The sequence below is a fragment of the Streptomyces sp. NPDC006435 genome, assembly GCF_040612315.1.
In the GTDB taxonomy this organism is placed as follows: Bacteria; Actinomycetota; Actinomycetes; order Streptomycetales; family Streptomycetaceae; genus Streptomyces.
On record NZ_JBEXPY010000007.1, the window covers coordinates 80,959 to 102,386 of the forward strand.

At 73.8% G+C, this 21,428-nt stretch carries 24 protein-coding genes and 2 pseudogenes; 12 read left to right on the forward strand and 14 right to left on the reverse strand.

Annotation, left to right across the window (positions count from 1 at the left end; all coding sequences use genetic code 11):
• Nucleotides 1-45: 45 nt before the first annotated feature.
• The 3 genes from ABZZ04_RS10740 to ABZZ04_RS10750 form a co-directional block, all read right to left on the reverse strand.
• Nucleotides 46-381, reverse strand: coding sequence for a hypothetical protein (locus ABZZ04_RS10740; RefSeq protein WP_356931839.1), 336 nt, complete (start codon nt 379-381; stop codon nt 46-48).
• Nucleotides 382-609: 228 nt separating this feature from the next.
• Entirely contained in the window at nt 610-1,305 is a 696-nt protein-coding gene (locus ABZZ04_RS10745) for a response regulator transcription factor (protein WP_356931840.1), read from the reverse strand.
• Nucleotides 1,277-2,518 carry a sensor histidine kinase gene (locus ABZZ04_RS10750; RefSeq protein WP_356931841.1) on the reverse strand — a complete coding sequence of 414 codons (1,242 nt, stop codon included), beginning with the start codon at nt 2,516-2,518 and terminating at the stop codon, nt 1,277-1,279. Before ABZZ04_RS10750 ends, ABZZ04_RS10745 begins: the two co-directional genes overlap by 29 nt.
• Nucleotides 2,519-2,821: 303 nt before the next feature.
• Between ABZZ04_RS10750 and ABZZ04_RS10755 the strand changes: the two genes are divergently transcribed.
• Both ABZZ04_RS10755 and ABZZ04_RS10760 read left to right on the forward strand, forming a co-directional pair.
• Nucleotides 2,822-3,883, forward strand: a complete 1,062-nt coding sequence (locus ABZZ04_RS10755; RefSeq protein ID WP_356931842.1) for a MoxR family ATPase — start codon at nt 2,822-2,824, stop codon at nt 3,881-3,883.
• Nucleotides 3,884-3,945: 62 nt separating this feature from the next.
• A complete protein-coding gene (locus ABZZ04_RS10760; RefSeq protein WP_356931951.1) occupies nt 3,946-5,679 on the forward strand; it encodes a hypothetical protein in 1,734 nt (577 codons plus the stop codon).
• Here the strand turns inward: ABZZ04_RS10760 and ABZZ04_RS10765 are convergent.
• Nucleotides 5,645-6,919 carry an MFS transporter gene (locus tag ABZZ04_RS10765; protein WP_356931843.1) on the reverse strand — a complete coding sequence of 425 codons (1,275 nt, stop codon included), beginning with the start codon at nt 6,917-6,919 and terminating at the stop codon, nt 5,645-5,647. The two genes, ABZZ04_RS10760 and ABZZ04_RS10765, sit on opposite strands and share 35 nt — an antisense overlap.
• A gap of 96 nt (nt 6,920-7,015) precedes the next feature.
• Nucleotides 7,016-7,633 (reverse strand): TetR/AcrR family transcriptional regulator, encoded by a 618-nt coding sequence (locus ABZZ04_RS10770; protein ID WP_356931844.1) that lies wholly within the window; start codon nt 7,631-7,633, stop codon nt 7,016-7,018.
• Between the two features lie 65 nt (nt 7,634-7,698).
• On the opposite strand from ABZZ04_RS10770, the gene ABZZ04_RS10775 reads away from it, so the two are divergent.
• From ABZZ04_RS10775 to ABZZ04_RS10795, 5 genes are all read left to right on the forward strand, one after another.
• Nucleotides 7,699-8,139 (forward strand): DUF6463 family protein, encoded by a 441-nt coding sequence (locus ABZZ04_RS10775; protein ID WP_356931845.1) that lies wholly within the window; start codon nt 7,699-7,701, stop codon nt 8,137-8,139.
• A gap of 95 nt (nt 8,140-8,234) precedes the next feature.
• Nucleotides 8,235-8,684 (forward strand): SUKH-4 family immunity protein, encoded by a 450-nt coding sequence (locus tag ABZZ04_RS10780; RefSeq protein WP_356931846.1) that lies wholly within the window; start codon nt 8,235-8,237, stop codon nt 8,682-8,684.
• Nucleotides 8,685-8,889: 205 nt separating this feature from the next.
• Nucleotides 8,890-9,993, forward strand: coding sequence for a histidine kinase (locus tag ABZZ04_RS10785; RefSeq protein ID WP_356931847.1), 1,104 nt, complete (start codon nt 8,890-8,892; stop codon nt 9,991-9,993).
• Between the two features lie 2 nt (nt 9,994-9,995).
• Nucleotides 9,996-10,658: a response regulator transcription factor gene (locus ABZZ04_RS10790; RefSeq protein ID WP_356931952.1), complete on the forward strand. Its 663-nt coding sequence runs from the start codon at nt 9,996-9,998 to the stop codon at nt 10,656-10,658.
• Complete coding sequence (locus ABZZ04_RS10795; RefSeq protein WP_356931848.1) at nt 10,655-11,512, forward strand: hypothetical protein; 858 nt, start codon at nt 10,655-10,657, stop codon at nt 11,510-11,512. Before ABZZ04_RS10790 ends, ABZZ04_RS10795 begins: the two co-directional genes overlap by 4 nt.
• A gap of 15 nt (nt 11,513-11,527) precedes the next feature.
• Here ABZZ04_RS10795 and ABZZ04_RS10800 read toward each other — a convergent pair whose 3' ends face one another.
• A complete protein-coding gene (locus tag ABZZ04_RS10800) occupies nt 11,528-11,953 on the reverse strand; it encodes a hypothetical protein (protein WP_356931849.1) in 426 nt (141 codons plus the stop codon).
• A gap of 93 nt (nt 11,954-12,046) precedes the next feature.
• Nucleotides 12,047-12,811 (reverse strand): class I SAM-dependent methyltransferase, encoded by a 765-nt coding sequence (locus tag ABZZ04_RS10805; RefSeq protein ID WP_356931850.1) that lies wholly within the window; start codon nt 12,809-12,811, stop codon nt 12,047-12,049.
• A 104-nt stretch (nt 12,812-12,915) separates the two neighbouring features.
• Here ABZZ04_RS10805 and ABZZ04_RS10810 point away from each other — a divergent pair, with 104 nt between their 5' ends.
• Complete coding sequence (locus ABZZ04_RS10810) at nt 12,916-13,437, forward strand: HAD domain-containing protein (RefSeq protein ID WP_356931851.1); 522 nt, start codon at nt 12,916-12,918, stop codon at nt 13,435-13,437.
• 422 nt (nt 13,438-13,859) lie between these two features.
• Here the strand turns inward: ABZZ04_RS10810 and ABZZ04_RS10815 are convergent, their stop codons facing one another.
• The 3 genes from ABZZ04_RS10815 to ABZZ04_RS10825 form a co-directional block, all read right to left on the reverse strand.
• Nucleotides 13,860-14,162 (reverse strand): hypothetical protein, encoded by a 303-nt coding sequence (locus ABZZ04_RS10815; RefSeq protein ID WP_356931852.1) that lies wholly within the window; start codon nt 14,160-14,162, stop codon nt 13,860-13,862.
• A gap of 121 nt (nt 14,163-14,283) precedes the next feature.
• Nucleotides 14,284-14,625: a GNAT family N-acetyltransferase gene (locus tag ABZZ04_RS10820; protein WP_356931853.1), complete on the reverse strand. Its 342-nt coding sequence runs from the start codon at nt 14,623-14,625 to the stop codon at nt 14,284-14,286.
• Between the two features lie 10 nt (nt 14,626-14,635).
• Nucleotides 14,636-15,616 carry a pirin family protein gene (locus ABZZ04_RS10825; RefSeq protein ID WP_356931854.1) on the reverse strand — a complete coding sequence of 327 codons (981 nt, stop codon included), beginning with the start codon at nt 15,614-15,616 and terminating at the stop codon, nt 14,636-14,638.
• Nucleotides 15,617-15,736: 120 nt separating this feature from the next.
• Here ABZZ04_RS10825 and ABZZ04_RS10830 point away from each other — a divergent pair, with 120 nt between their 5' ends.
• Complete coding sequence (locus ABZZ04_RS10830; RefSeq protein WP_356931855.1) at nt 15,737-16,225, forward strand: carboxymuconolactone decarboxylase family protein; 489 nt, start codon at nt 15,737-15,739, stop codon at nt 16,223-16,225.
• Between the two features lie 72 nt (nt 16,226-16,297).
• Here ABZZ04_RS10830 and ABZZ04_RS10835 read toward each other — a convergent pair whose 3' ends face one another.
• The 3 genes and pseudogenes from ABZZ04_RS10835 to ABZZ04_RS10845 all read right to left on the reverse strand — a co-directional run.
• A complete protein-coding gene (locus ABZZ04_RS10835) occupies nt 16,298-17,035 on the reverse strand; it encodes a YoaK family protein (RefSeq protein ID WP_356931856.1) in 738 nt (245 codons plus the stop codon).
• Nucleotides 17,020-17,523: a DoxX family protein gene (locus ABZZ04_RS10840; protein WP_356931857.1), complete on the reverse strand. Its 504-nt coding sequence runs from the start codon at nt 17,521-17,523 to the stop codon at nt 17,020-17,022. Before ABZZ04_RS10840 ends, ABZZ04_RS10835 begins: the two co-directional genes overlap by 16 nt.
• A 101-nt stretch (nt 17,524-17,624) precedes the next feature.
• Nucleotides 17,625-18,040, reverse strand: a pseudogene (locus ABZZ04_RS10845) (amidohydrolase family protein); the annotation flags it as partial.
• A 547-nt stretch (nt 18,041-18,587) separates the two neighbouring features.
• Between ABZZ04_RS10845 and ABZZ04_RS10850 the strand changes: the two are divergent.
• The 3 genes and pseudogenes from ABZZ04_RS10850 (at nt 18,588) to ABZZ04_RS10860 (ending at nt 20,620) form a co-directional block, all read left to right on the forward strand.
• Entirely contained in the window at nt 18,588-19,559 is a 972-nt protein-coding gene (locus ABZZ04_RS10850) for an alpha/beta hydrolase (protein ID WP_356931858.1), read from the forward strand.
• 11 nt (nt 19,560-19,570) lie between these two features.
• Nucleotides 19,571-20,017, forward strand: a pseudogene (locus ABZZ04_RS10855) (alpha/beta hydrolase); the annotation flags it as partial.
• 450 nt (nt 20,018-20,467) lie between these two features.
• Nucleotides 20,468-20,620: a hypothetical protein gene (locus ABZZ04_RS10860; RefSeq protein WP_356931859.1), complete on the forward strand. Its 153-nt coding sequence runs from the start codon at nt 20,468-20,470 to the stop codon at nt 20,618-20,620.
• 110 nt (nt 20,621-20,730) lie between these two features.
• On the opposite strand, the gene ABZZ04_RS10865 is transcribed toward ABZZ04_RS10860, so the two are convergent.
• Nucleotides 20,731-21,357, reverse strand: coding sequence for a TetR/AcrR family transcriptional regulator (locus ABZZ04_RS10865; protein WP_356931860.1), 627 nt, complete (start codon nt 21,355-21,357; stop codon nt 20,731-20,733).
• Nucleotides 21,358-21,428 lie beyond the last annotated feature (71 nt).

The window sequence follows — 21,428 nt, forward strand, 5'->3', positions numbered from 1 at the left end:
ACCGCCTGGTCCGGGCCGGGCACCGGGGCGCCGTCTCGCGGGGGTTCAGCCGGTGGTCGGCCGCGCGTCGGCGGCGGCCCCGATCCTCGCGGTCCGGCCGACCCACTGGGCCAGGGTGAGCTGCCTGGTGCCGGACGGGCGCGGTGCCGTGGCCCGGTCCGTCTCCCGGCCCCGTCCGCCGGCGTTCCGGGTCAGGGCGTCGTGGAGGAGGGACAGGTGGGCGGGCAGGGCCGTGCGGCGGTCGTTCCCGGGGCGGTGGGCGGGCTGTGTCGTCGGGTGGGTTCCCATCATGACCGCCTCCTCGGCTGCGGGGGACGTGCGGGCGTGGTCGTCGACCGGTCGTGCACCGGTCGTGCTGCGCTGCGTGGTCGCGGTGAGCATGGGGCGGGTCCTTCCTGTGCTGCGCGGGGCCGGTCGCGGGGCGCCGTGCCGGTGGGGCGGGGGCCTGCGGGTCCGTGTGCGGCGCCTCTTCCTCCACCGGGCGCTTTCGGGGGGTTCGATACCAGCTTTCCCCGGCGAGGCCCCTCGCGCGTCGTCCCTCCGCAGCGTTTTCCGGCTACCACGGCTGCGGTATCCGCCCCCGCCCCCTGCGACCGGGCGGGCCGACGGCTACACGGGCGTCCGCGACGGCCCCGGCTCGGCCGCCGGGCTGACCAGGCCGCACTGGTAGGCGATGACGACGAGCTGGGCCCGGTCCCGGGCCGCCAGCTTGGTCATGGCCCGGTTGACGTGGGTCTTGGCGGTCAGCGGGCTGACGACCAGCCGCTCCGCGATCTCGTCGTTCGACAGTCCGAGCGCCACCAGCCCCACCACGTCGTGTTCCCGCGGTGTCAGGCACTCCAGCCGCTCGTGCACGCCCGCCGGGCACGGCTCCGGCTGCGCGAGGAAGCGTTCGATCAGCACCCGGGTCGCCGACGGGGACAGCAGCGCCTCACCGGCCGCGACGGTGCGTACGGCGTCCAGGAGCTCATCGGGCCTGGCCCCCTTGCCCAGGAAGCCGCTCGCCCCGGCGCGCAGGGCCTCGGCGACGTGCTCGTCGTCCTCGAAGGTGGTCAGGACGAGCACCTTCACCCCGGCGAGGTCCCCGGACTCGCTGATGTGCCGGGTGGCGTCCAGGCCGTCCATCTCCGGCATCCGGATGTCCATCAGGACCACGTCGGGGCGCTGCTCGCGTGCCAGTTCCAGCGCTTCGCGCCCGTCTGCCGCCTCCCCCACCGTCTCCATGTCGTCCGTGGAGTCGAACAGCATCCTGAAGGTGCCCCGCAGCAGTGCCTGGTCATCGGCAAGCAGTACGCGGATCGTCATGCCCGTCCCTCCTCGGTGGTTCGCCCATGGCCAGGCCGGGGCGCAGGGGCAGTTCGGCCGTCACGGTGAAGCCGCCCTCCGGGCGCGCTCCCGCGTACAGCCGGCCGCCGACCGTGGAGGCCCTTTCGCGCATCCCGATCAGCCCGTGCCCCGTCCCCGGGCGGGCGTGCCGCCCGCCGCCGCGTCCGTCGTCCTCGACGGTGATCGTCAGCCGTTCGGGGTGGTAGTGCAGGAACAGCCGGGCGTGGTCGGCCCCGGCGTGCTTGTGCACATTGGTCAGGGCCTCCTGCACGATGCGGTACGCGGCCAGGTCGATGGCCGGGGCCAGTGGTTCCGCGGTGCCCAGCCGGGTGTGGCTCACGGACAGGCCGGCGTACTCGAACGAGGCCAGGAGCTCCGGTACCCGGGCGAGGCCCGGCATCGGATCGCGCGGCGCCACCGGGTCGCCGGACTGCCGCAGCAGCCCCACGGTCACCCGTAATTCGTCCAGGGCCGAGCGGCTGGTGTCCCGGATGTCCTCCAGTGCGGCCAGGATCCGTTCCGGGCGCCGCTCCACCAGGTGGGCGGCGACTCCGGCCTGGGCGTTGATCAGGGCGATGTGGTGCGCGACGATGTCGTGCAGTTCGCGTGCGATCCGCACCCGTTCGGCCGCCACCCGCTGCTGCGCCTCCTGCTCGCGCGTCCGCTCCGCGTGTTCCGCCCGTTCCTCCACCGCCGCGACGTAGGCGCGGCGCGAGCGCACGCCGTCCCCGACAGCCGCCGGCAGGGCGGTCCACGCCAGCATCGCCGCGTTGTCGGGGGCCAGCCACGACCGGGGGTCGCAGAGCACGGCCGCGCCCACCAGGACGGCGGCCGAGACCGATGCCGCGGTCCAGGTGACGCGCCGGTCGGTGAGCACGGCGACGGTGTAGACCGACACCAGGACGGAGTTGATCACCAGTGGGCTCTCGCGGAAGCCGAGCACCTGGAAGGCCACTCCGCAGCCGACCGCGACGGCCAGTACGCCGACCGGGTGACGGTACCGCCACAACAGCGCCGAACAGCCCACTCCCGCGAGCACCACGGCGGACCAGCGCAGGGAGAAGTGGCGTTCGTGCGGGACGATGGAGGCGGCCACGACCGACAGCACGAACAGCACCGTCACGCCCAGCACGTCCAGCGCGCCGTTGCGGCCCCGGTCCCGTCGCCGCCATCCGCTGATCACCACCGCCATGCCACCACCGTAGGGTCGGCGGCCGTGTCGGGCATCGCGTCGGAGGACCGGCCGGCCCGCGTCCGGCGGCCCCCGCCCCGTCCTCCCGCGCCGCGGACCCGTCCGGGACGCGCGAACGGCGATCCGGGCCGTTCGGGCGGCGGTTCGGGCCGTTCGGGTGCCGGGCGGCGACGGCCCGGGGTGCCGTCCGGATGCGGGAGGGCGGTTATTCGGATGCGCCGTCCGGCCCGCGGCGCCCACACTGTCCGGGTACGTCGAGCGGTCCGGACGCACCGGACCACACCCGCCCCAGGAGTGTTCAGTTTGCAGGCAGCCGTCACCGTCACGCCCGCCCGTGTCCCCGAACTGCTGCTCGGCCTCGCCACCGTGCGCCCCGTCTTCCTGTGGGGTGCTCCCGGAATCGGCAAGTCGTCGCTGGTGCGGAACTTCGCCGAGTCGCTGGGGCTCGAATGCGTCAGTCTGCTCGGTACGCAGCTGGCGCCCGAGGACCTCATCGGGGTGCCGCAGATCCGTGACGGCAGGTCCGTGTTCTGTCCTCCCGAGGCCATCGCCAGGGACGAGCCGTACTGCCTCTTCCTCGACGAGCTGAACGCCGCGACGCCCGATGTGCAGAAGGCGTTCTACTCCCTGATCCTCGACCGGCGCATCGGTTCGTACGAGCTCCCGGCCGGGTCGATCGTCATCGGCGCCGGGAACCGCGCGACCGACAACGCGCTGGCCCGGCCGATCGCCTCCGCGCTGGTCAACCGCCTCACCCATGTCCATCTGCGCGCCTCCGCCACGGACTGGCTCGTGTGGGCGGGTGAGAACGGCATCCACCCGTGGGTCGTCGACCACCTCACCGACCGGCCCGACCACCTCTGGTCGCAGCCGCCCAAGACCGAGGAGCCGTTCTCCACCCCCCGTTCCTGGCACATGCTCTCCGACGCCCTGCACTCCTTCGGGCCGACGCTGGACGAGGAGACGCTCAAGGTCGTCGCGCACGGCACGCTCACCCCGTCCCACGCCGTCGCGTTCTGCGGCTACGTCAAGATCGTGCGGCATGCCCACGGCATCGACGCGATCATCAAGGGCGACGCGTCCTGGCCCCGTCGGATCGAGGACCGCGACCTGCTCTACTACCTGGCCGAGGCGTTCCGGGGCCGGCTCGTCAAGGAACTGCCCGCCGCCAAGGAGCAGGTCTCGCCCGTACTGCGGCAGACCGCCCACCGGGCCAAGTCGCTGCTCGTCCAGCTCGCCGAGATCTCCGTCGAGGTGGCCCAGACCGTGATCCGCGACGACGAGGACGGACAGCCCGTGCTGCCCGCCTGGTTCCTCGTCGAGGCCGCCCGCGACATGCCGCGCCTGGTCGAGGCCCGCCGGTGAGCCGTGCGTCGCACGGGAAGAAGGCCCGCAACGACGCGGCGACCGAGGCGTTCCTCGCCGGCATGGCCGTCGTCCGGCGCAACCCGGCCCTCGCCTCGCTGGAGGCCGATGTCTGCCGCAGCCGCGACTGCGACCTGGGTCCGCGCCACGGCCTGACCCGCGTCGACTCCAACGGCAGGATCCATGCCCACCCCGACCGCCGTGCCGAGCCGGCCGAGTGGGCCTGGGCCGTCGCCCACAGCATCGTCCATCTCGGCTTCGGTCACGTCCCCGCGGACAAGCGCGTCCGCCCGCAGCCCGACCGGTTCGACCTGGCCGCCCGTTGTGTCGTCGTCAACCGTTTCCTGCTCACCTTTCCCGTCGGCCGCACCCCCGACCACCTGCCGGACTCCTATCCCGACGGCGACGAGGAGCAGATCGCCGCCCGGTGGCGCCGCGACGGCATCCCCGCCGCGTACGAGCGCTGCGGTACCGGAGGGGACTCGTCCGACCAGGTCCTCGTGCCGTGGTCGCGGTGGCACACCGAGCCGGACTGGCAGCTCGCCTTCGCCCACGCCCTGACCCGCACCATGTCCGCCGCCATGGACGTCGCGGGCGGCCGGCGCGACACGCTCACCGGCGAACGGCTGCCCGCGCGGCCCTGGGACCGGGCGTTCAGCTGGTTCATCTCCTCCTATCCGCTGCTCGGCGGCATCGCGGCGGGCATGAAGGTCGTCGCCGACGCCGAACTCGCCCGTGCCCACGGCATCGCGGTCGCCGCCGTGGACGCCTCGCTCGGGGAGATCTACGTCAACCCGCTGCGCCGGTACGACGACGAGGAGTGGCGGTTCATCCTCGCGCACGAGATGCTGCACGCCGCCCTGCGCCACGGCGACCGGTGCGGGGGCCGCGACCCGTACCTCTTCAACGTCGCCGCCGATTACGTGATCAACGGCTGGCTCGTCGAGATGGGCGTCGGCACCATGCCCGAGGGGCTGCTGCACGACCCGGAGCTGCGGGGGCTGTCGACGGAGGAGGTGTACGACCGGATCGTCACCGACACGCGCCGCATGCGGCGGCTGGCCACCCTGCGGGGCAAGGGGGTCGGCGACGTCCTCGGCCAACCGCTCGACGGCCTCCGCCGTGACTGGGTCGATCTCGACGAGTTCTACCGGCGGGGCCTGTCCCAGGGGCTCGATCTGCACTCCGCCGGCGAACGGGGGCTGCTGCCCGCCGGACTCGTCCAGGAGATCCGGGCGCTGACCCATCCCCCGGTGCCGTGGGACGCCAGGCTGGCCCGCTGGTTCGACGAGTTCGTGCCCCGTCCTGAGCCCGTGCGCAGCTTCGCGCGGCCCGCCCGCCGACAGGCGTCCACCCCCGACATTCCACGGGCCGGGCGGTACTTCCCTCCCGAGGAGGTCGCCCGCTGCACCTTCGGCGTCGTCCTGGACACCTCCGGCTCCATGAACGCGCGCCTGCTCGGCAAGGCGCTCGGTGCCATCGCCTCCTACGCCGAGGCCCGCGACGTCCCGGCCGCCCGGGTGGTGTTCTGCGACGCCGCCCCGTACGACGCGGGTTATCTCCCGCCGTCGGAGATCGCCGGCCGGGTCCGGGTCCGCGGGCGCGGCGGCACCGTCCTCCAGCCGGGGATCGACCTGCTGCGGCGCGCGGAGGACTTCCCGCCGGCGGCGCCCGTCCTCATCATCACGGACGGCGCCTGCGACGTGCTCCGCGTCCGCACCGAGCACGCCTATCTCGTCCCCGAGGGCGCCCCGCTCCCCTTCACTCCCCGGGGCCCGGTGTTCCGCCTGCGTTAGCGCGTGTTCCGGCCGTACCGGTTCCGGTACGGCGGCGGGGGATCGCCCACGCGACGCCGACGAGCCCGGTGACCAGGGCGAGGACGGCGTACGCGACCGTGTAGGAGGAGGCGGCGGCGACCGCGCCGGCCGCGAGGGCGCCGAGCCCCGTGCCCGCGTCGAAGCCGACGTTCCACGCCGTGCCGACGGCCGGTCGTTCCTCCTCCCCCGCGGCGGCGAAGGCGTGCACGAGGGTCAGGTTCTGCAGACCGCCGTACGCGACGCCCACGACGAGCATGCCGCCGATCAGCAGGGCCCTGCCGGTCGTGCCGGGGCCGTCGGCCGCCCCCGCGCCGATGGCGGCGAGTCCGGCGGCGCCGAGGAGGAGGAGCGGTGCGATCGCCGGGGCGGCGCCCCTGCGGTCCGCGAAGCCCCCGAAGGCCCAACGGCACAGGGCCGAGGTCCCGGTGAACACCAGGAGCGCCAGGTACACCGTGGTCGGGTCGGGGTCCAGGCCCGGCGCGAACGTGAGCACGGCGCCGCCGGCCGAGGTGATCGCGAGCAGCGCGGCGATCGGCCCGGTCAGGGCGCGGCGCAGTGCGGCGGTGTCGCGCCGCCCGGCGGGTCGGCCGGGGGCATCGGCGGGCCGGTCGAAGGCGCGCAGGGCGCGGGCCACGGGCGGGGCGAGCGGGACCGCGAGCAGGGGGACGGCGGCGAGCGTGAACACCGTCCAGTACCCGGCCCGTTCGGCGAGCCAGGGTGCGACGGGAACGAGCAGGAACTGCGGGGCGGCGATCGCCAGTCCGTAGGCTCCGACCGCGCGGCCGCGACGCGCGGGCTCGACGAGCACGGCGACTGCCATGGCTCCGCAGACGGTGATGATCCCGAAGCCGAGACCGCGCACCGCCGCGAGCGCCGCCACCGCCCACACGTCGTCGGTGAGGAGATGCACCGGCGCGGGAACCCCGAGCAGGCACGCCCCGAGCATGAGCGTGCGGCGCCAGCCGAGGCGTTCGAGAGTCCTCCCCACGAGCAGTTGGGCGATCACCGTGCAGAGCATCATCACGGCGTTGACCGCGCCCGCGCCCAGTTCGTCGGCGCCGCCGTCGAGCACCCGGAGCGGGGCGACCGGCATCAGCAGGGCGACGCCCGCGAAGCCGAGCGCGGTCGAACCGAGCAGGGCCGGCATGCCCGGCGCCCGCCAGACCGACGGGGCGCCGTCGGCGCGGCCCCGCGCATCGTTGCTCCGTCCATCCAGCATTCGGCAGATGGTATACCAGGGCGTCGGGGCGGTACGGGACCCGCTGTCGGGACACGGCCGGGCGGACCTGCGCCGACCCGCCGGGCCGACACCGGATCAGCCGCCGGACGCGTCCGGGGAGTCGGACGGCGACGGGGCGGCGATGAGGGCTGCCGCGACCATCGGTCCCAGCCGTTCGGCCAGGCCGTCCGGCGGGGCGTGCTGGAGGTACAGCAGGGCGAAGACCGGGCCGGTCACCAGGGCGTGGACGATCGAGGCGTCCGGGCGGGACGGCGGGGGCGGCAGTTCACCGCGGGCGACCGCACGGTCGAGCAGGCCCTCGATGTCGGCGAGTTCGCGGCTGACGAACCGCTCCCGGAAGCGGTCCCCGAGGTCGCCGTCGGGCCCCAGGTCCGCCAGGAGGCCGAGCACCGCGGCGGAGGCCGCGGGGCCGGCCAGATGACCGACGATCTCCCCGACGAGCGCCGTGAGATCCCCGGCGAGGCTGCCCGCGTCGGGCCGGACCGGCAACTCCGGTCCGTAGACCGCCGCGGCGAACACCATTTCCTGCTTGCTCGCGTGGCGCCGGTAGATCGCCGCCTTGCCGATCCCCGCCCGCACGGCCACCGCGTCCATCGTCAGCCCGGCGTAGCCGTCCCGGGCGAGGAGCTCGCGCGTGGCGTCGAGGATCGCCGCGTCCACCCGTGCGTCCCGTGGTCGTCCCGTGGTTGCCATGACCGCCATATTACGGTACCCATAGTTTCGGAACTGATGGTTTCGTAAACTCTGCGGGGGTCGTCATGGGAAACACAGCCGTGCGCGCGGGGCGCGTCCTGACCTTTCTGGGTGCCCTGCACCTTCTCGCCCTCGGCGCGCAGAACACCGGGCACCTGGGGGCCTGGTTCGGCGGTGACCTGTGGGGGCTGCCGCGCGAGGAGTTCATCGAGCCGAGCGGCGCGGCCGGCGCGTTCTGGATCTCGCTCGGGAGCTTCGCCGTGCCGCTGCTGCTGCTCGGCCTGCTCGTCTCGTACCTCGGGCGGCAGTGCGTGCGGGTACCGCCGGCCATCGGCTGGGGCCTGGCCGCGTGGAGCGTCGTCGGCTCCGTCGTCGTCGAGCCGACGCCGATGATCCTGGTCCTGGTCCCCGCCGTGCTGCTCATCCGGCAGAAGGAGCCGAAGGCGTCGGTCGCGAACGGTCGCACGGTCGCCGACGGCGTCCCGGCCCGGCCGTCCCGCTCCTGACCCGGCCGTCCCGGTCCCGGGGTGTCCGCCGGCACGGGTGCCGCAGGGGCCGGCCGGATGGGTGGCGTGTCAGTGGTACGGGCTAGGTTCTCGGCATGGACGACACCGAACTCGCCCCGCTCCTGGCCGGATGCACCCGCTTCCCCCATCCCGGCGCCTGGCAGGAACCCCCTTTCGCGGAACGCACGATCGGCGACGCGCGGTACGCCCTGGTCGCGGTCGACCCGGGACTGGGCTCGCTCGGCCTGCGCCGCGACGACGGGTCGCTGTGGAACCTGCCCGAGGACGGTGATCCCCACCTGCTGAACTCCGGGGTGGCGGCGTTCATCGCCTTCAACCGCGCCTACGAGGAGGCCGCCGACGAGGCAGCCGCGTACGAGGGGCCCGGTGGGGACGCCGACGACGACGAGGCCGAGCAGGCCGCCGACGCGCTCACCGACGCACTGCTGGAACGGTTCGAGGCACTCGACGCCGACGCCGTCGCGGACGAGAACGCCTTCTGGTGCATGGCCGCCGAGGAACTCGGCTACGGCATGAGCGTGTGACCGACCGGATCCCCACACCACCGGGACGGCCCCGGGCACGTTGCCGCGACGGCCGCTGGGTAGCGTCCCCGGGTGAACGCCCGTCCCGTCGGCGGGGGTTGCGCGGAAGCGTCGGGACCGACGAACACGACGGCGGGGCGGATCCGCACGAACGGCCCCGTCCTCGACGACGGACGGAACGACCACGGGGGAAACGACACCGGCCATGACAAGCGTGATACTCGGCGGTCTTCCGGCGCTCGCGGCGGCGGCAGCCATCGTCCGGGCCCTGATCCTCCGCCGCCCCTCCGGTCTGGCCCGCCCCACGGCGGTCTGCGCGTTGTTGTCCCTGACGACCACCGCGACCGCCACCACGGGCCCCGGCTCCGTCTGGAAGCTTTTGGAGGCCGCCCTGCTGCTGCTCCTCATCGCGGCGGTGACGCGCTGGTCGCCCGTGCGGGAGCTGCGCGTCGCGGTCCCCCTCGCGGTCCTCGCGGTGGCCGTCTGGCCCGCGCCGCTGGTCGACGGCGGTTTCCTGGAACGTACGGGCGCGGCGTCGTTCTGGTTGCTCCCCGCACTCGGCGCGGCGGCGATCGGGGCCTATCCGCGCCGCATGGACCTGCGCCGGCGTGCCGCGGTCGAGGAGGCGCGGCGCGCCCAGCGCCTGCAACTCTCGCGCGATCTCCACGACTTCGTGGCCCATGACGTCAGCGGCATCGTCGTGCGGGCCCAGGCGGCCCGCTTCGTGGCGGAGACCGATCCGGGCCAGGCGGTCCTGGCCCTGGAACGGATCGAGAAGGCGGGTCTGAACGCCCTGGAGACGATGGACCGGACGATACGGATGCTGGACGGGGAGGAAACACCGGACGCGTCGCTCCAGCCGCCGGGGGTTCCCCGACTCGCCGCCCTGGTGGACGACTTCACCGAATCGAGCGGCACCGCGACCCGGCTCCTCCTGCCGCCGGACGTCCTGGAGTCCTTCACCCACGCGCGGGAGGCAAGCGCGGTGGCGTACCGCATCGTGGTCGAGGCGCTCACGAACATCCGCAGACACGCTCCCCGGGCTCCCCGTGCGGAAGTCCGCTTCGTCCACGTCCCCGGGGGCGTGGAACTGCACGTGACCAACGAGGCGTCGCGCACGTCCCCCGGCCCCCGCACCGGTGCGTTGCGCCGGGGCGGGGGCGGGCGCGGCCTCCCCGCGCTCGCCGAACGCGCCGAGGCGCTGGGCGGCACACTCATCGCGGGCCCGTACGAGAAGGACGGCTGGCGTCTCGTGGCCGTCCTGCCGCTGCGGACGCCCCGCACAGCCCCTGCGAAGGAACCGAAGTGACCATTCCCCCGACGGGCGCGTACGCACCCACCCGCATCCTCCTGGCCGACGACCAGGAGGACATCCGCGGCGGATTCCGGCTGATCCTCGACTCCCAGCCGGACATGACGGTCGTGGGCGAGGCGGCGGACGGTGCCGCGGCCGTCGACCTGGCCCACGAGCTCCGCCCCGACCTGGTCGTCGCGGACATCCGCATGCCGGTCCTCGACGGCCTGGAGGTGACCCGGCGGCTGGCGGGCCCGGACGTGTCCGACCCGCTCCGCGTCCTGGTGGTCACCACCTTCGACCACGACGACTACGTCCGCACGGCCCTGCGGGACGGCGCCTGCGGCTTCCTCCTCAAGCGCTCGGGCCCCGGCCTGCTGATCGAGGGGGTGCGGGCCGCCATGGCCGGCGACGTCCTCATCAGCCCCCAGATCACGGTCCGTCTCCTCCGGTCCGTGGCGGCTCCCGTTGCTCCGGCACCGCGCGAACCCTCGCCCCTCACCCCTCGCGAGGAGGAGATCACCCGCCTCGTCGCGGAGGGCCTGACGAACGCCGAGATAGGCGCGCGCCTGTTCATCTCCCCCGGCACGGCGAAGACCCACATCGCCAACATCCAGGCCAAGTTGAAGGTGCGCAACCGCGTGGGCATCGCGGCCTGGTCCTGGGAGGCGCTCTCGTGACCGGCGGCCCCACTCCCCCGGGCACCGCCCCGCGACGGATTCCGGGCGAGGACGACCTGGAGCCTCTGATGCGCTGCTACGGGTACCGCTTCACCCGGACCGGGACGGTCAGGGGCACCGAACCCTCCGGCGACCCCGCGGACGTCGCCGCGGCCCGTCGCGCGGGATGGCCGGTGCGCGAGCCCGAGCGGTGGAGCGCGTCCGAGATCGTCGGACGCGCCGGCGCCGCGGCCGCCGCGCTGCACGAGGACGCGGTGCTCGCGGCGTTCGTCGCCGGGCTGGGCAGCGCCCCGCGCGGCCGGCAGACGGTGATCTCCCACGGCTGGGCGCGGTTCCTCGGCACCGCTCCGCGGAACGGGGACGGGGTTCCCGACTGCGGTCTGGCCCCGGAGTCCGAGGTCGACGTCACCGAGCAGCTGTTGCGCCTCGCGCTCGGCTGGTCGTGGAACGAGGTGCCGGAGCATTACCTGCCGGACCTGGAGGCCGCGGTGGCGCAGGGGCTGCCCCGGCCGCAGGAGGAGGACCGCGAACGGCTGCGCGCGCTGCTCGACGTGATCCGTTCGGTGCCGGCGGGGACACGCCCGGGCGAGCTGGAGAAGGCGGTCGCACGGGCGAGGATCGTGCCCGGCACCGACAAGTACCAGCGCTACGGCATCCTCATCGGACTCGCCGAGACCGGGGTGCTCCCCTGCCCGGTCCTGCCGCCGATGTGGGACCGGTTCGTCCCCACCGCCGAGCGGCACGCCGCGTCCCGCGCGCTGCGCGGCGCACCGCGTTCGGACATCACCCTGCCGCTGGCGGGCTGGCGCGGCGGCCTCGACGAGCGGCGTGCCGCACGGCTGCTGGAGGCATGACGGCGCCCCGGAGGATCACGCGCGGTCCGGGGCGCGGGCGTCCAGCCGCCGGGCGAGCAGGCCGCGCAGCCGGGCCGAGGCGCCGCGAAGGGTTCCGAGCCGTTCCACCTCGTCCGCCTCCAGCTCTCCGCGCCCCGCCAGGGCGAGCACGGCGGCGTAGGGCCGCTCGCCCTCCGCGAGCACGGCCGCCGTGGCGTCGAGGACCGCTCGCAGCACGGTGCGGTCCGCGCGGGGGTGTTCCGCCAGCAGCCACAGGAGCCGGTTGTCGTTCCAGACACTGTCCCGGGCCGCGCTCAGCTCCAGGAGGGCCGCGGGCGGGGTGTGGGGGTTGGCCGCCAGCGCCTGCCAGACGAAGGGATACGGGCTTCCCACGAGCCGGTGCAGGACCTGGCCGTCGTTCTCGGTACGCGCCAGTTCGAGATAATCGGCGGGCGTGTGCACGCGGGATCGCCCCTCGGGATCGTCGGAGCCGCCATCATGGCATTCCCCGTCCCCTCCCGTACCGGCGGCACCGCCCCGGGAACGGGCCGCCGCTCAGGGCAGGGACAGCACGGCCACGTCGTACCGCTCCGTCACGGGAACCGGGCGCGTCACCGGCTCGTTCCGGGCGTCGGCCGCAAGGCGCCGCAGTCCGTCCCCGAACTCCTCGGCGGTGAGCCGGGTGAACTTCGACTGGGGCCGGGACGTCATGCGAGCGTGGTAGTCGCGGAGGCCGGTGGTGACGGGGCGGGCGAAGGAGGTGACGGTCCGGACCGCGAAGCCCGCCGCGGCGAAGTCGTCGAGCACCTCGGCCCCGGACGGAAAGCGTTGTTCGTCCGACTCGCGCAGGCGCGGCCAGTAATCGTAGACCAGCGCGTCCAGCCGCTCCCGGAACGTCGTCCGGATGACGGCCGTTCCGCCGGGCCGCAGGACACGGGCCAGTTCACGCGCCGCCCCGACGCGGTCGGGCAGATGGTGGATCACCCGGGACAGCAGGGCCAGGTCGAACAGGCCGGATCCGGTGGGCACGGCTTCCGCGGTTCCTGCCAGGTAGTGGACCGCGGGGTGCGGGTTGAGACTCCGGGCCCGGGTGAGCATGGGCAGGGAGGCATCGATCCCGATCACCGCCGACGGGTCCAGCCAACGGGCCATCGCCGAGCAGAACATGCCGGTGCCCGCGCCGATCTCCACCACGGCGGGTGACGGACGGGCCGCGAAGGAGCCGATCAGCCGTGTCCAGTCCCTCAGTGATTCCTCGGGCATCTCGTTGCCGCTCTGGTAGACGTCCGCCAGCCGCTCGTCGTCATGGACCCCACGCATGCCGATGATGCTCGCCGATCACGGCCCCCGAGGCAAGAGCGCCCGCCGTGGCGGGGTCCGGGAGGCGGCGCCGGGGGACCGGGGCCGGTCGCTATCGTGCTGCCGTGACCGACCCCGCGCAGCGTCCACTGCTGTTCCTCGACGTCGACGGACCGCTCATCCCGTTCGGTGCGCCGTCGCACCACTACCCGACCCACCCGGTGGATCCCGCGTTCCTCGGTGCCGCCGCGAACCCGCTCCTGGCCAGAATCGATCCCGGGCACGGTCCCCGGTTGGCCGCCCTCCCCTGCGAGATCGTCTGGGCCACGACGTGGATGGCCGACGCGAACGAGTGCGTCGCTCCCCTGCTCGGTCTGCCACCGCTGGCCGTGGTGGTCTGGCCCGAACCGTCCGACGTCGATGCCCGGGACGAGCGTGCCGGGCTGCACTGGAAGACCCGGGCCCTCGTCGACCGCGCGGCGGGGCGCCCGTTCGCCTGGGTCGACGACGAGGTCACCGGCACCGACCGGGCCTGGGTCGCCGCCCACCATCCGGGCCGTGCCCTGCTCCATCGGGTCGACCCCCGCCGCGGTCTGGCCGACGGCGACTACACGGCTCTCGACACCTGGCTGCGGCAGCCGTCCTGACGCCCGGCGCGGTGGGGACGCGGTGTTCGGGGCGTTGCGGCTGGGGCATCGCTGACGCTGGAGGGGCCGGCCGAGGTCGCCCGGCGCTGTGGGCACCTGCCGCTGGCCCCGCGGGTGGCGGGCAGCTGGCCGGCCACCCGCAGCGGCTGGAGCGTACGCCGTCTCGCCGACCGCCTCGCCCTCGAGGAACGACGCCCGGACACGTTGGCGGCCGGTGACGTACGGGTGTCGGCCGCCTTCGGCCTGCCCTACCGTCAGCTCACCCCCGGGGCGGCCCGGGTGTTCCGGCCGCTCGCCCTGGTCCCGGGCCCCGACACCGGCGCCGCCTGTGCCGCCCGGCTGACCGGGCAGTCGCTGTTCGACGCCGAGGACACCCTCGAGGAGCTGGTGGAGACCGGCCTGCCGGGCACGGACCGGGACCGCTACCGCTTCCACGACCTGCTGCGGCTGTACGCCCGTACCCGTCTGGAGGCCGAGGAGTCCGCCGAGGACGCCGCACGGGCCCGCGGGGCGATGCATCGCTGGCTGCTGGAGACCGCGGTGGTGGCGGGCGGCTGGTTCGAGCCCGACCGGGGTGCTCCGCCGGCCTCGTGGCAGGACATCGTGGACCTGTCCGACGCGGACCGGGCCCGGGAGTGGATCCAGGACGAGAGCGCCAACTGGCCGGCCGCGCCGCGCCCGTCGCGGAACGCGCCGGCGACCCGGCCCAGCAGGCGCGGGCCCACCTCTGCACCGCCCGGGCCTCCCGGAGAACCACGAGGCCCACCCGTCGAAGGCACCGGCAGGGTGGGCCTCATGGTTCCGGCCGGACCCGCCCGTGCGGGGCGGGCCGGGACGGCGGGGCGGTCAGTGCGCCAGCATGCCCTTCAGCCACTTCAGGACCTCGGGGGTCACCGGGTCGGTGATGTCGGCGAACTCCTCGTGCTTCTTGAGGAACTTCGCCACGTAGGGGCAGACCGGCACGATGTGCTTCCCCGAGGCGCGTACGTCCTCCAGCGCCTGCTGCACGAGTACCGAGGCCAGACCCTGTCCGGCAAAGGCCTCACCCGTCTCGGTGTGGTAGAAGACGCGCTGTTCGTCGCGGTCGTGGTACTCGGTGAGGCCGGCGGTCACGCCGTCGACCAGGATCTCGTAACGGTGCTCGGAGTCCACTCGCTGGACGACCGGAGCGGCGGCGGGCTGTGTCATCGTGGGCCTTTCAGTGGTTGGCCGGGTTGCGGCGCGGTGCGATGCGGACGTTGGGGAGCACGGGTGCGGGCAGGCGGTCGCCGTCGTAGCCGTCGACCTCGCCGAAGCGGTCGGACGCGTTCTGCCACGCCTCCCTGGCCTCGACGATGTCCTCGTGGCTCCGGCCGATGAAGTTCCACCACATGACGATCCGCTCCTCGAACGGTGTTCCCCCGAGGAGGATGACCCGCGCGACGGAGTCCGTCCCGTTCGTCAGCGTCAGCGTGTCGTTCCCCGTGCCGAGGTATCCCAGCTCCGCCGGGCGCAGGGTCGTCCCGGCGACGTGCACGTCCCCGTGGTCGACGAGGACGCCGTGCTCGAAGCCGGTGTCGACGGCGAGTTCGGTCGTCGAGTGCGGGTCGAGGAGGAGTTCGGCGCCGAGCAGCGGGGTGAAGGTGCGCACCGGGGAGGTGTCCCCCGCCAGTGTCCCCAGGAACACCCTGATCTCGGCCCCGTCCACCCGGACCGGGGCCGGGACGTGGTGCTGGAAGTCGCGTCCGGTGTTCCGGTGCTCCTCGGGGAGCACCACCCACAGCTGGACGCCGTGCAGGGTCGTGGTGCGGGCGGTGGAGACCTCCGAGTGGCTGATGCCGTGGCCGCCGGTCATGAGGTTCAGCTCGCCGGGCCGCACGAAGGCGTGGTTGCCCATGCTGTCCCGGTGCTCGATCTCCCCGCTGAACAGCCAGCTCACCGTCTGCAGGCCGATGTGGGGATGGGGTGCGACGTCCATGCCGCCGGTGTCGGCGACGTCGTCGGGTCCGTAGTGGTCGGCGAAGCACCATGCGCCGATCGTCGTCCGGGCCCGCTGCGGCAGCGTACGCCGTACCGTCATCGCCCTCGGGCCGCCCAGCGGGACGTCCCGTGCTCCGAGCACCTCGATCCCCGGCGGGTTCTCACCGTGGCCGAAGGCTGCCCGGGGCGGTTCCTCGGGCCCCTTCTCGGCGTCGTTCATCACACGCCCCTCCCAAAAATGGTTTCATGTTCAATAATCATGCCCGATGGTAGGCCGATGCTCCGTCGGGCGCACGGCGAAACGAACGAGGATCGGGCAGGTCCTGTGAAGGAGTCCAGGTTGAGTGACACGGTGGCGGGCCCCGTGAGCGAGCGGGTCTTCGTGGACAAGCAGAGTCCGAGCGCCTACCGCGCCCTGGTCGAGACGTCCGGCGCGGTCCGCGCGGTCGCCGCCGACGCGGGGCTGGACCGGGTGCTGGTGGAGCTGGTCAATCTCCGCGTGTCGCAGATCAACAACTGCGCCTACTGCCTCGACGTGCACACCCGGGCCGCGCTGCGTGCGGGTGAGACCACCCGGCGCCTGGGCGTGCTGGCCGCCTGGCGCGACACCGAGCTGTTCACCGCGCGTGAGCGCGCGGCGCTCGCCCTGGCGGAGGCGACCACCGAACCCGCGAACGCCCTCGCGCAGGAGAACGCCTACGCCGAGGCCCGCCGGACCTTCACCGACGACGAGATCTCCGCGGTGATATGGGTGGCGATCACCATCAACGCGTTCAACCGGGTGTCCATTCTGAGCAAGCACCCCGTGCGCGAGGCCCCTCAGCGGTGAGCGGGGGGCGCCCTCCCCGGTGCTGCCGGGAGGGCCGGGGCGTTCGGTTTTCCCGCGGGACGACGGTCCGGCTCATGCCCCGGGCCCGGTCCAGGGGGCGCCGGGGACCGAGAGCCGGTGGGTGACCGCGGACACCGCCACGAGCAGCGCCGCCGCCAGGACCAGGACCGGGAGGATTCCGGAGCGGGCCAGGAGCACGGCGCCGCCGAGGGCTCCGAGGAACATGGCCAGCACGGACAGGACGCGCCGCCCGGGGCGGGGTCCCGGCCCGCCCGCCGGGGCGGAGTCCGCGGCCAGCCCCGTCAGGGTCAGGGTCAGCACCGTCGTCGTCAGGTCCGGGACGCCGAGACGCCTGGCGACCGCGTTCTGCAGCCCCATGGCGAGGCCGAGGAGCACGATCAGGGTGTACCGGACCTCCCCGGCCGTGTCGTCGCGCAAGAGCCCGACGACGACGGCCGCCGCGGCGACGAGCACCGTCTGGAGCGCCGCGGCGAAGGCCAGCAGCCGCCCGCGGTGCGCCGCGAACCGGGTGGCGAGCCGGCCGCCCGCCAGCGCGCCGGCGAGGAACGCGGCCATCGACACGACGGAGGCGGGCGCGGACAGCCCCTCGGCGCCCGCCAGGGCGAACCCCAGGAACACCACGTTGCCGGTCATGTTGGCGACGAAGACGTGCCCGAGCGCCAGATAGCTGACGGCGTCGACCAGCCCGGTCACCACCGTCAGCATCAGCATCAGCGGCGGCAGCGGGCCGTGCCGGTCCTCCCGGGGCGGGGCCAGCGTACGGGCCATGTCGGTCAGCAGTTTGCGCATACCGGCTCCTTCCCCTTCCGGCCGGGGAATTCCCAGTCGGAGAACTCCCGGCCCGGGAACCCTCTGCCGGGGGCCAGTGCCAGGGCGTGGTCGGCCGACCAGCGGCCCGGCCCGGTGAGGGCGAGCGCCCCGGCGACCACGACGAGGACCAGCGGGTACTCGTAACCGTCGTTCCGTGCCCGGAGCCCGTTGGGCCGTTTGACGATGCCGACGACCGTCATCACGCCCATGGCAGCCATCGCCGCCGCGGGGGTGAGCAGACCGGCTGCCAGGAACGGGCCGGCGTCGATCCGGCTGCCGACCGCGGTGGGCGCGGTGGGCGCGGTGGGCCTGCCGCCGCGGAAGCCGTCGTGGAAGCCGTCGTGGCGGAACTCCTCCGTCCCGCCCGCCAGGCCGTGACCGCCCAGCCCGAAACCGACCTTCCGCACTCCGTGTCCGGCGATGAGGAACCCCGCTGCCGGCCGGGGGACCGGCAGTCCGACGTCCATCGCGTTCCCGCCCGTTCCCGGCATTCCGTCCGTGCCCGGCCGAGGCGTCGGCCGGGCGCGCGGGTGCCGATGACGGCCTGCGCGTGGACCAGGCCCGGACCGGGAGGCACGTCGGCGGCCGCGCCGGAGCCGTAGCGGCGTACGAACGCCTCGCCCTGGAAGGACGGCCGGTTCTGTACGGACATGGCTCCGCCGAGGGCGGCTATACGGTCGAGGCTTTCCTCCGGGACGGTCTCCGCGTGGTCGAAGAGCCGGCGGTTACCGGCCGGGAAGATCACTCGGCGGCCAGTTCATCGAGTACCGCGAAATCCCGCCGAATGGCTTCGTCGCAGGTGGCGTGCCGCCGGAATCTCCAACCGTTCTCCATGAGCAGGTGCACGGCCTTCTGGAATTCCACCGTGTATACGAGGTCGAGTTCGGGGCGCGGCCTGGCGAAGTTCTCGGAATCCGCCGCCGGGGCGAGGTCCTCCCCGGCGCCGTCGAGACGCAGCCATTCGTCGCCGCCCTCGGGGCGGACCGGGTCGCCGGTGTGGATCCTCGCACGGCGGACGACGAGATCCACGGCATCGCCGGTGGCGCGGGGGACCAGCCCACCGACCGGCATCATGGACACCTTTCGACAACCTCCTGCGGTGTGGACGGCGCCGGTTTCCGGCTGCGCCGTTCTGCGCCGCTTCCTGCGCACCGGCGCCCGGCCTCGATGGCGGCGGCGGACGGGACGAGCACTTCGGGCTTGTCGGACCGGTCCGTCCGTGCCCGGCGGAAAGAATTCCGGGCGGCTTTTCCTTGAAATGCCCGGGATCGAAATCCCGGCGGCCCTCGGCAGATTCGCCCTCAGACGATTTCCGGTCGGCACGACACTGCTTCCCGGAAGTGCACCGTGTCCGTTCCAGAAGTGCGGCCTGCTTTCCGTACACTGTCGGGTCATCACCTGTGCACTGGGGGGCAATTTCCGTCGTTCCCATGGTTTTGGATTGACGGATGACGGCCCCTCGGATCCGTGTCCGGCCAGGAGCCGTCCGGCCGGAGGAACCGGCACGTCATCTGGAACCCAGGAGAACCACATGTCCGACGTCGTGGAGCCGGCCCGGCCGGTGCTGGAACCGGCGGCAGCCGCTTTCGCCGAGGCGACCGCCAATCCGCCCTACCTGTTCGACCTGCCGCCGGCCGAGGGCCGCAAGGCAGTCGACGAGGTGCAGTCCGGGGAGATCGAGAAGCCGCGCATCGACGAGGAGTGGATCACCGTGCCGGGCGGCCCGACGGGTGGTGTCCGCACGCGCGTCGTGCGCCCCGCCGGGGCGACCGGCCCCCTGCCGGTGATCCTCTACATCCACGGTGCGGGCTGGGTGTTCGGCAACGCCCACACCCACGACCGGCTGGTGCGCGAACTCGCCGTCGGCGCGAACGCCGCCGTGGTCTTCCCCGAGTACGACCTCTCCCCCGAGGCCCGCTACCCGGTCGCCATCGAGCAGAACTACGCGGTCGCGCGGTGGATCGTCCAGGAGGGCGCGGCCAAGGAGCTGGACGGCTCGCGACTGGCCGTGGCCGGTGACTCCGTCGGCGGCAACATGACCGCGGCGCTGACGCTGATGGCCAAGGAACGCGGCGACGTCCCCCTCGTCCAGCAGGTCCTCTTCTACCCGGTCACCGACGCGAACTTCGACACCGGTTCGTACCACCAGTTCGCCACCGGCTACTTCCTGCGCCGCGACGGCATGCAGTGGTTCTGGGACCAGTACACCACCGACGAGGCCGAGCGCGCCCGGATCACCGCCTCCCCGCTGCGGGCCACCATCGACCAGCTCACCGGCCTGCCGCCGGCCCTGGTCGTCACCGGCGAGGCCGACGTGCTGCGGGACGAGGGCGAGGCCTACGCCGACAAGCTGCGCCTGGCCGGTGTCCCCGTCACCGCCGTGCGCTTCCAGGGCATCATCCACGACTTCGTCATGCTCGACGCCCTGCGCGGGACCCGGGCCGCCCAGGCCGCCATCACGCTGGCCGTCGACGCCCTGCGCACCGCGCTCCAGGCCGGGTGACGCCGCGCCACGCGCCCGTCCCCGAGGAGGGCGGGAGCCTGAGCGAGTTACAGGGCCGCTTCCCCCTCTAGCCGCTCGTCAGCGACCTGAAGGGGGCGACGTACCCCGTGCGGGAGGCGGAGCCCGCGGTCGAGGTCACCATCGGGGCCGGGGCGTTCGGGGACGTCTTCGCCGCCGACGTGCCGGCCGCCGTCACCGAGGTACTCGCTGTGGCGCAACGCCCGTCGGCCACCTCGGTGTTCACGGAGGCCGCCTCGGCCGCCACGCGGCGCACCAAGCCCTCCTGGGCGCTCGTGGCCGACGCGGACCGGGCGATCGATCCCGAGGTCGAGCGGTTCGGGGCCGAGCGGGCCGGGGCGAAGACCGTCGGACTCGACGGCGCCTCGCACGCCGTGGCCGTGTCCCGGCCCGTGGAGGTCGCCGGGCCGGTCCTCGACGCGGTGCGCGCGACGGGTTGACCGGACCGCGGACCGCGGAACAGCCGCGCGGGGGGTCCGGCCGCGCGGCTTCCGTCCGTGGTGCGGGCGGGCCGGAACAGGCCGGTGCGGAACGCCGCGCGCAGTGCGCCGGCAGGCACCACCGCATGCGCCACCGGTCAACGCACCAGGTGCCCGAAGACCTGGCGCCGTCCGGGTACGCACGACGCAGTTCCGCAGGAGGCACACCATGACCAGCAGTTCCAGCCCCTTGCGCAACAACCGGCCGAGGTCGCGCGGTCCGGGCGGGACGCGCGACCGGCCCGGGAAACCGGACGTCCAGGTACACGCGGCCGGCCCGGGAAACCAGCCGGAGAAGCCCGTGCCACGGACCTGACGGCCCCTTACAATCGAGGCCCGGACGAAGCCGGGAACCGGGCGGCCCGAGGCGTCCGGCCCGACGGGACGCCGACGCCCTGCCGAGGAGGCGACGTGGTGATCCGGATACTCCTCGCCGTTCTGGTTCCGGTCGGCCTGCTGGCTCTCTGCGCGGGCGGCTACTGGCTGTGGGTCCGTTTCGGTACGAACAAGCCGTGGCCGTACGGCGGGGGCGGGGACTCCGGTGACGGCTGGGGCGGCGCGTAGGCCCGTCGCCGCCCGGTGAGCGAGGGACCGCGCCGGGAAGGGGCGGGCCGAGCAGGCGCCGGAGGCGTAACAGGCGCCCGGACACCCCCGCCCGGCCCGAACCGCTTTGCTCAGGACGGTGGTTCGCCCCGGCCTCGCACCAGCGGCAGGTACACCTCGTCCACGATCTCGACGAGGACCTCGTCGGGTGCGGCGGGCACCGCGCGTACGACGAATTCGTTGCGCAGCAGGACCATGGCCACGGTGGCGACCCGGGGGTGGAGCGCCTCGGGAGGAGCCTCGCCGCGGGCGACGGCGCGCCCCAGGATGGTCAGCCAGGGTGCGGCCGTGGCGTCCGTCGAGTTCTCCTGGAGCCGTGCCAGGAGTTCCGGGGTTCCGCCGGCGGCGGCGAGCAGTTCGCGCAGGATCGCGCCGAGCGGGGAGCTCCAGTAGCGGTTCGCCTGGCGCAGCCACTCCAGGACGTCGCCGCGGAGCGTGCCGGTGTCGGGCGGCTGGACCGTCGTGGCCAGGTGCTTGTAGGCGGCGACGCCGAGCGCGAGGCGGTTCGGCCAGCGACGGTAGAGGGCGTTCTTGTTGGTGCCGGCGCGGGCGGCGACCTTGTCCATCGTCAGCCCGGCGTATCCGGAGCCGGTGAGCTCGTCCGCGGCGGCGCGCAGGATCGCCTCCTCCAGGGCGGCCCCGCGCCGCCGTGTCCGTCCGGTGTCCGACCGCACCCGCCCCTTCGACTCCTCCGCCATGGCGCCTTCCCGCACTCGATACCGCCCGTACCCTCCCATTCTCCTTGCCGCCCAGGCCTCATCAAAAATAA

Coding starts and splice junctions, on each gene's coding strand:
- ABZZ04_RS10765 (WP_356931843.1), bottom strand. CDS start 6,919: ATGCTGGATGGACGGAGCAACGATGCGCGGGGCCGCGCCGACGGCGCC.
- ABZZ04_RS10865 (WP_356931860.1), bottom strand. CDS start 21,357: ATGGCGGAGGAGTCGAAGGGGCGGGTGCGGTCGGACACCGGACGGACA.
- ABZZ04_RS10770 (WP_356931844.1), bottom strand. CDS start 7,633: ATGGCAACCACGGGACGACCACGGGACGCACGGGTGGACGCGGCGATC.
- ABZZ04_RS10760 (WP_356931951.1), top strand. CDS start 3,946: ATGGCCGTCGTCCGGCGCAACCCGGCCCTCGCCTCGCTGGAGGCCGAT.
- ABZZ04_RS10820 (WP_356931853.1), bottom strand. CDS start 14,625: ATGACACAGCCCGCCGCCGCTCCGGTCGTCCAGCGAGTGGACTCCGAG.
- ABZZ04_RS10780 (WP_356931846.1), top strand. CDS start 8,235: ATGGACGACACCGAACTCGCCCCGCTCCTGGCCGGATGCACCCGCTTC.
- ABZZ04_RS10840 (WP_356931857.1), bottom strand. CDS start 17,523: ATGGACGTCGGACTGCCGGTCCCCCGGCCGGCAGCGGGGTTCCTCATC.
- ABZZ04_RS10785 (WP_356931847.1), top strand. CDS start 8,890: ATGACAAGCGTGATACTCGGCGGTCTTCCGGCGCTCGCGGCGGCGGCA.
- ABZZ04_RS10750 (WP_356931841.1), bottom strand. CDS start 2,518: ATGGCGGTGGTGATCAGCGGATGGCGGCGACGGGACCGGGGCCGCAAC.
- ABZZ04_RS10805 (WP_356931850.1), bottom strand. CDS start 12,811: ATGCGTGGGGTCCATGACGACGAGCGGCTGGCGGACGTCTACCAGAGC.
- ABZZ04_RS10850 (WP_356931858.1), top strand. CDS start 18,588: ATGTCCGACGTCGTGGAGCCGGCCCGGCCGGTGCTGGAACCGGCGGCA.
- ABZZ04_RS10740 (WP_356931839.1), bottom strand. CDS start 381: ATGCTCACCGCGACCACGCAGCGCAGCACGACCGGTGCACGACCGGTC.
- ABZZ04_RS10745 (WP_356931840.1), bottom strand. CDS start 1,305: ATGACGATCCGCGTACTGCTTGCCGATGACCAGGCACTGCTGCGGGGC.
- ABZZ04_RS10835 (WP_356931856.1), bottom strand. CDS start 17,035: ATGCGCAAACTGCTGACCGACATGGCCCGTACGCTGGCCCCGCCCCGG.
- ABZZ04_RS10825 (WP_356931854.1), bottom strand. CDS start 15,616: ATGAACGACGCCGAGAAGGGGCCCGAGGAACCGCCCCGGGCAGCCTTC.
- ABZZ04_RS10775 (WP_356931845.1), top strand. CDS start 7,699: ATGGGAAACACAGCCGTGCGCGCGGGGCGCGTCCTGACCTTTCTGGGT.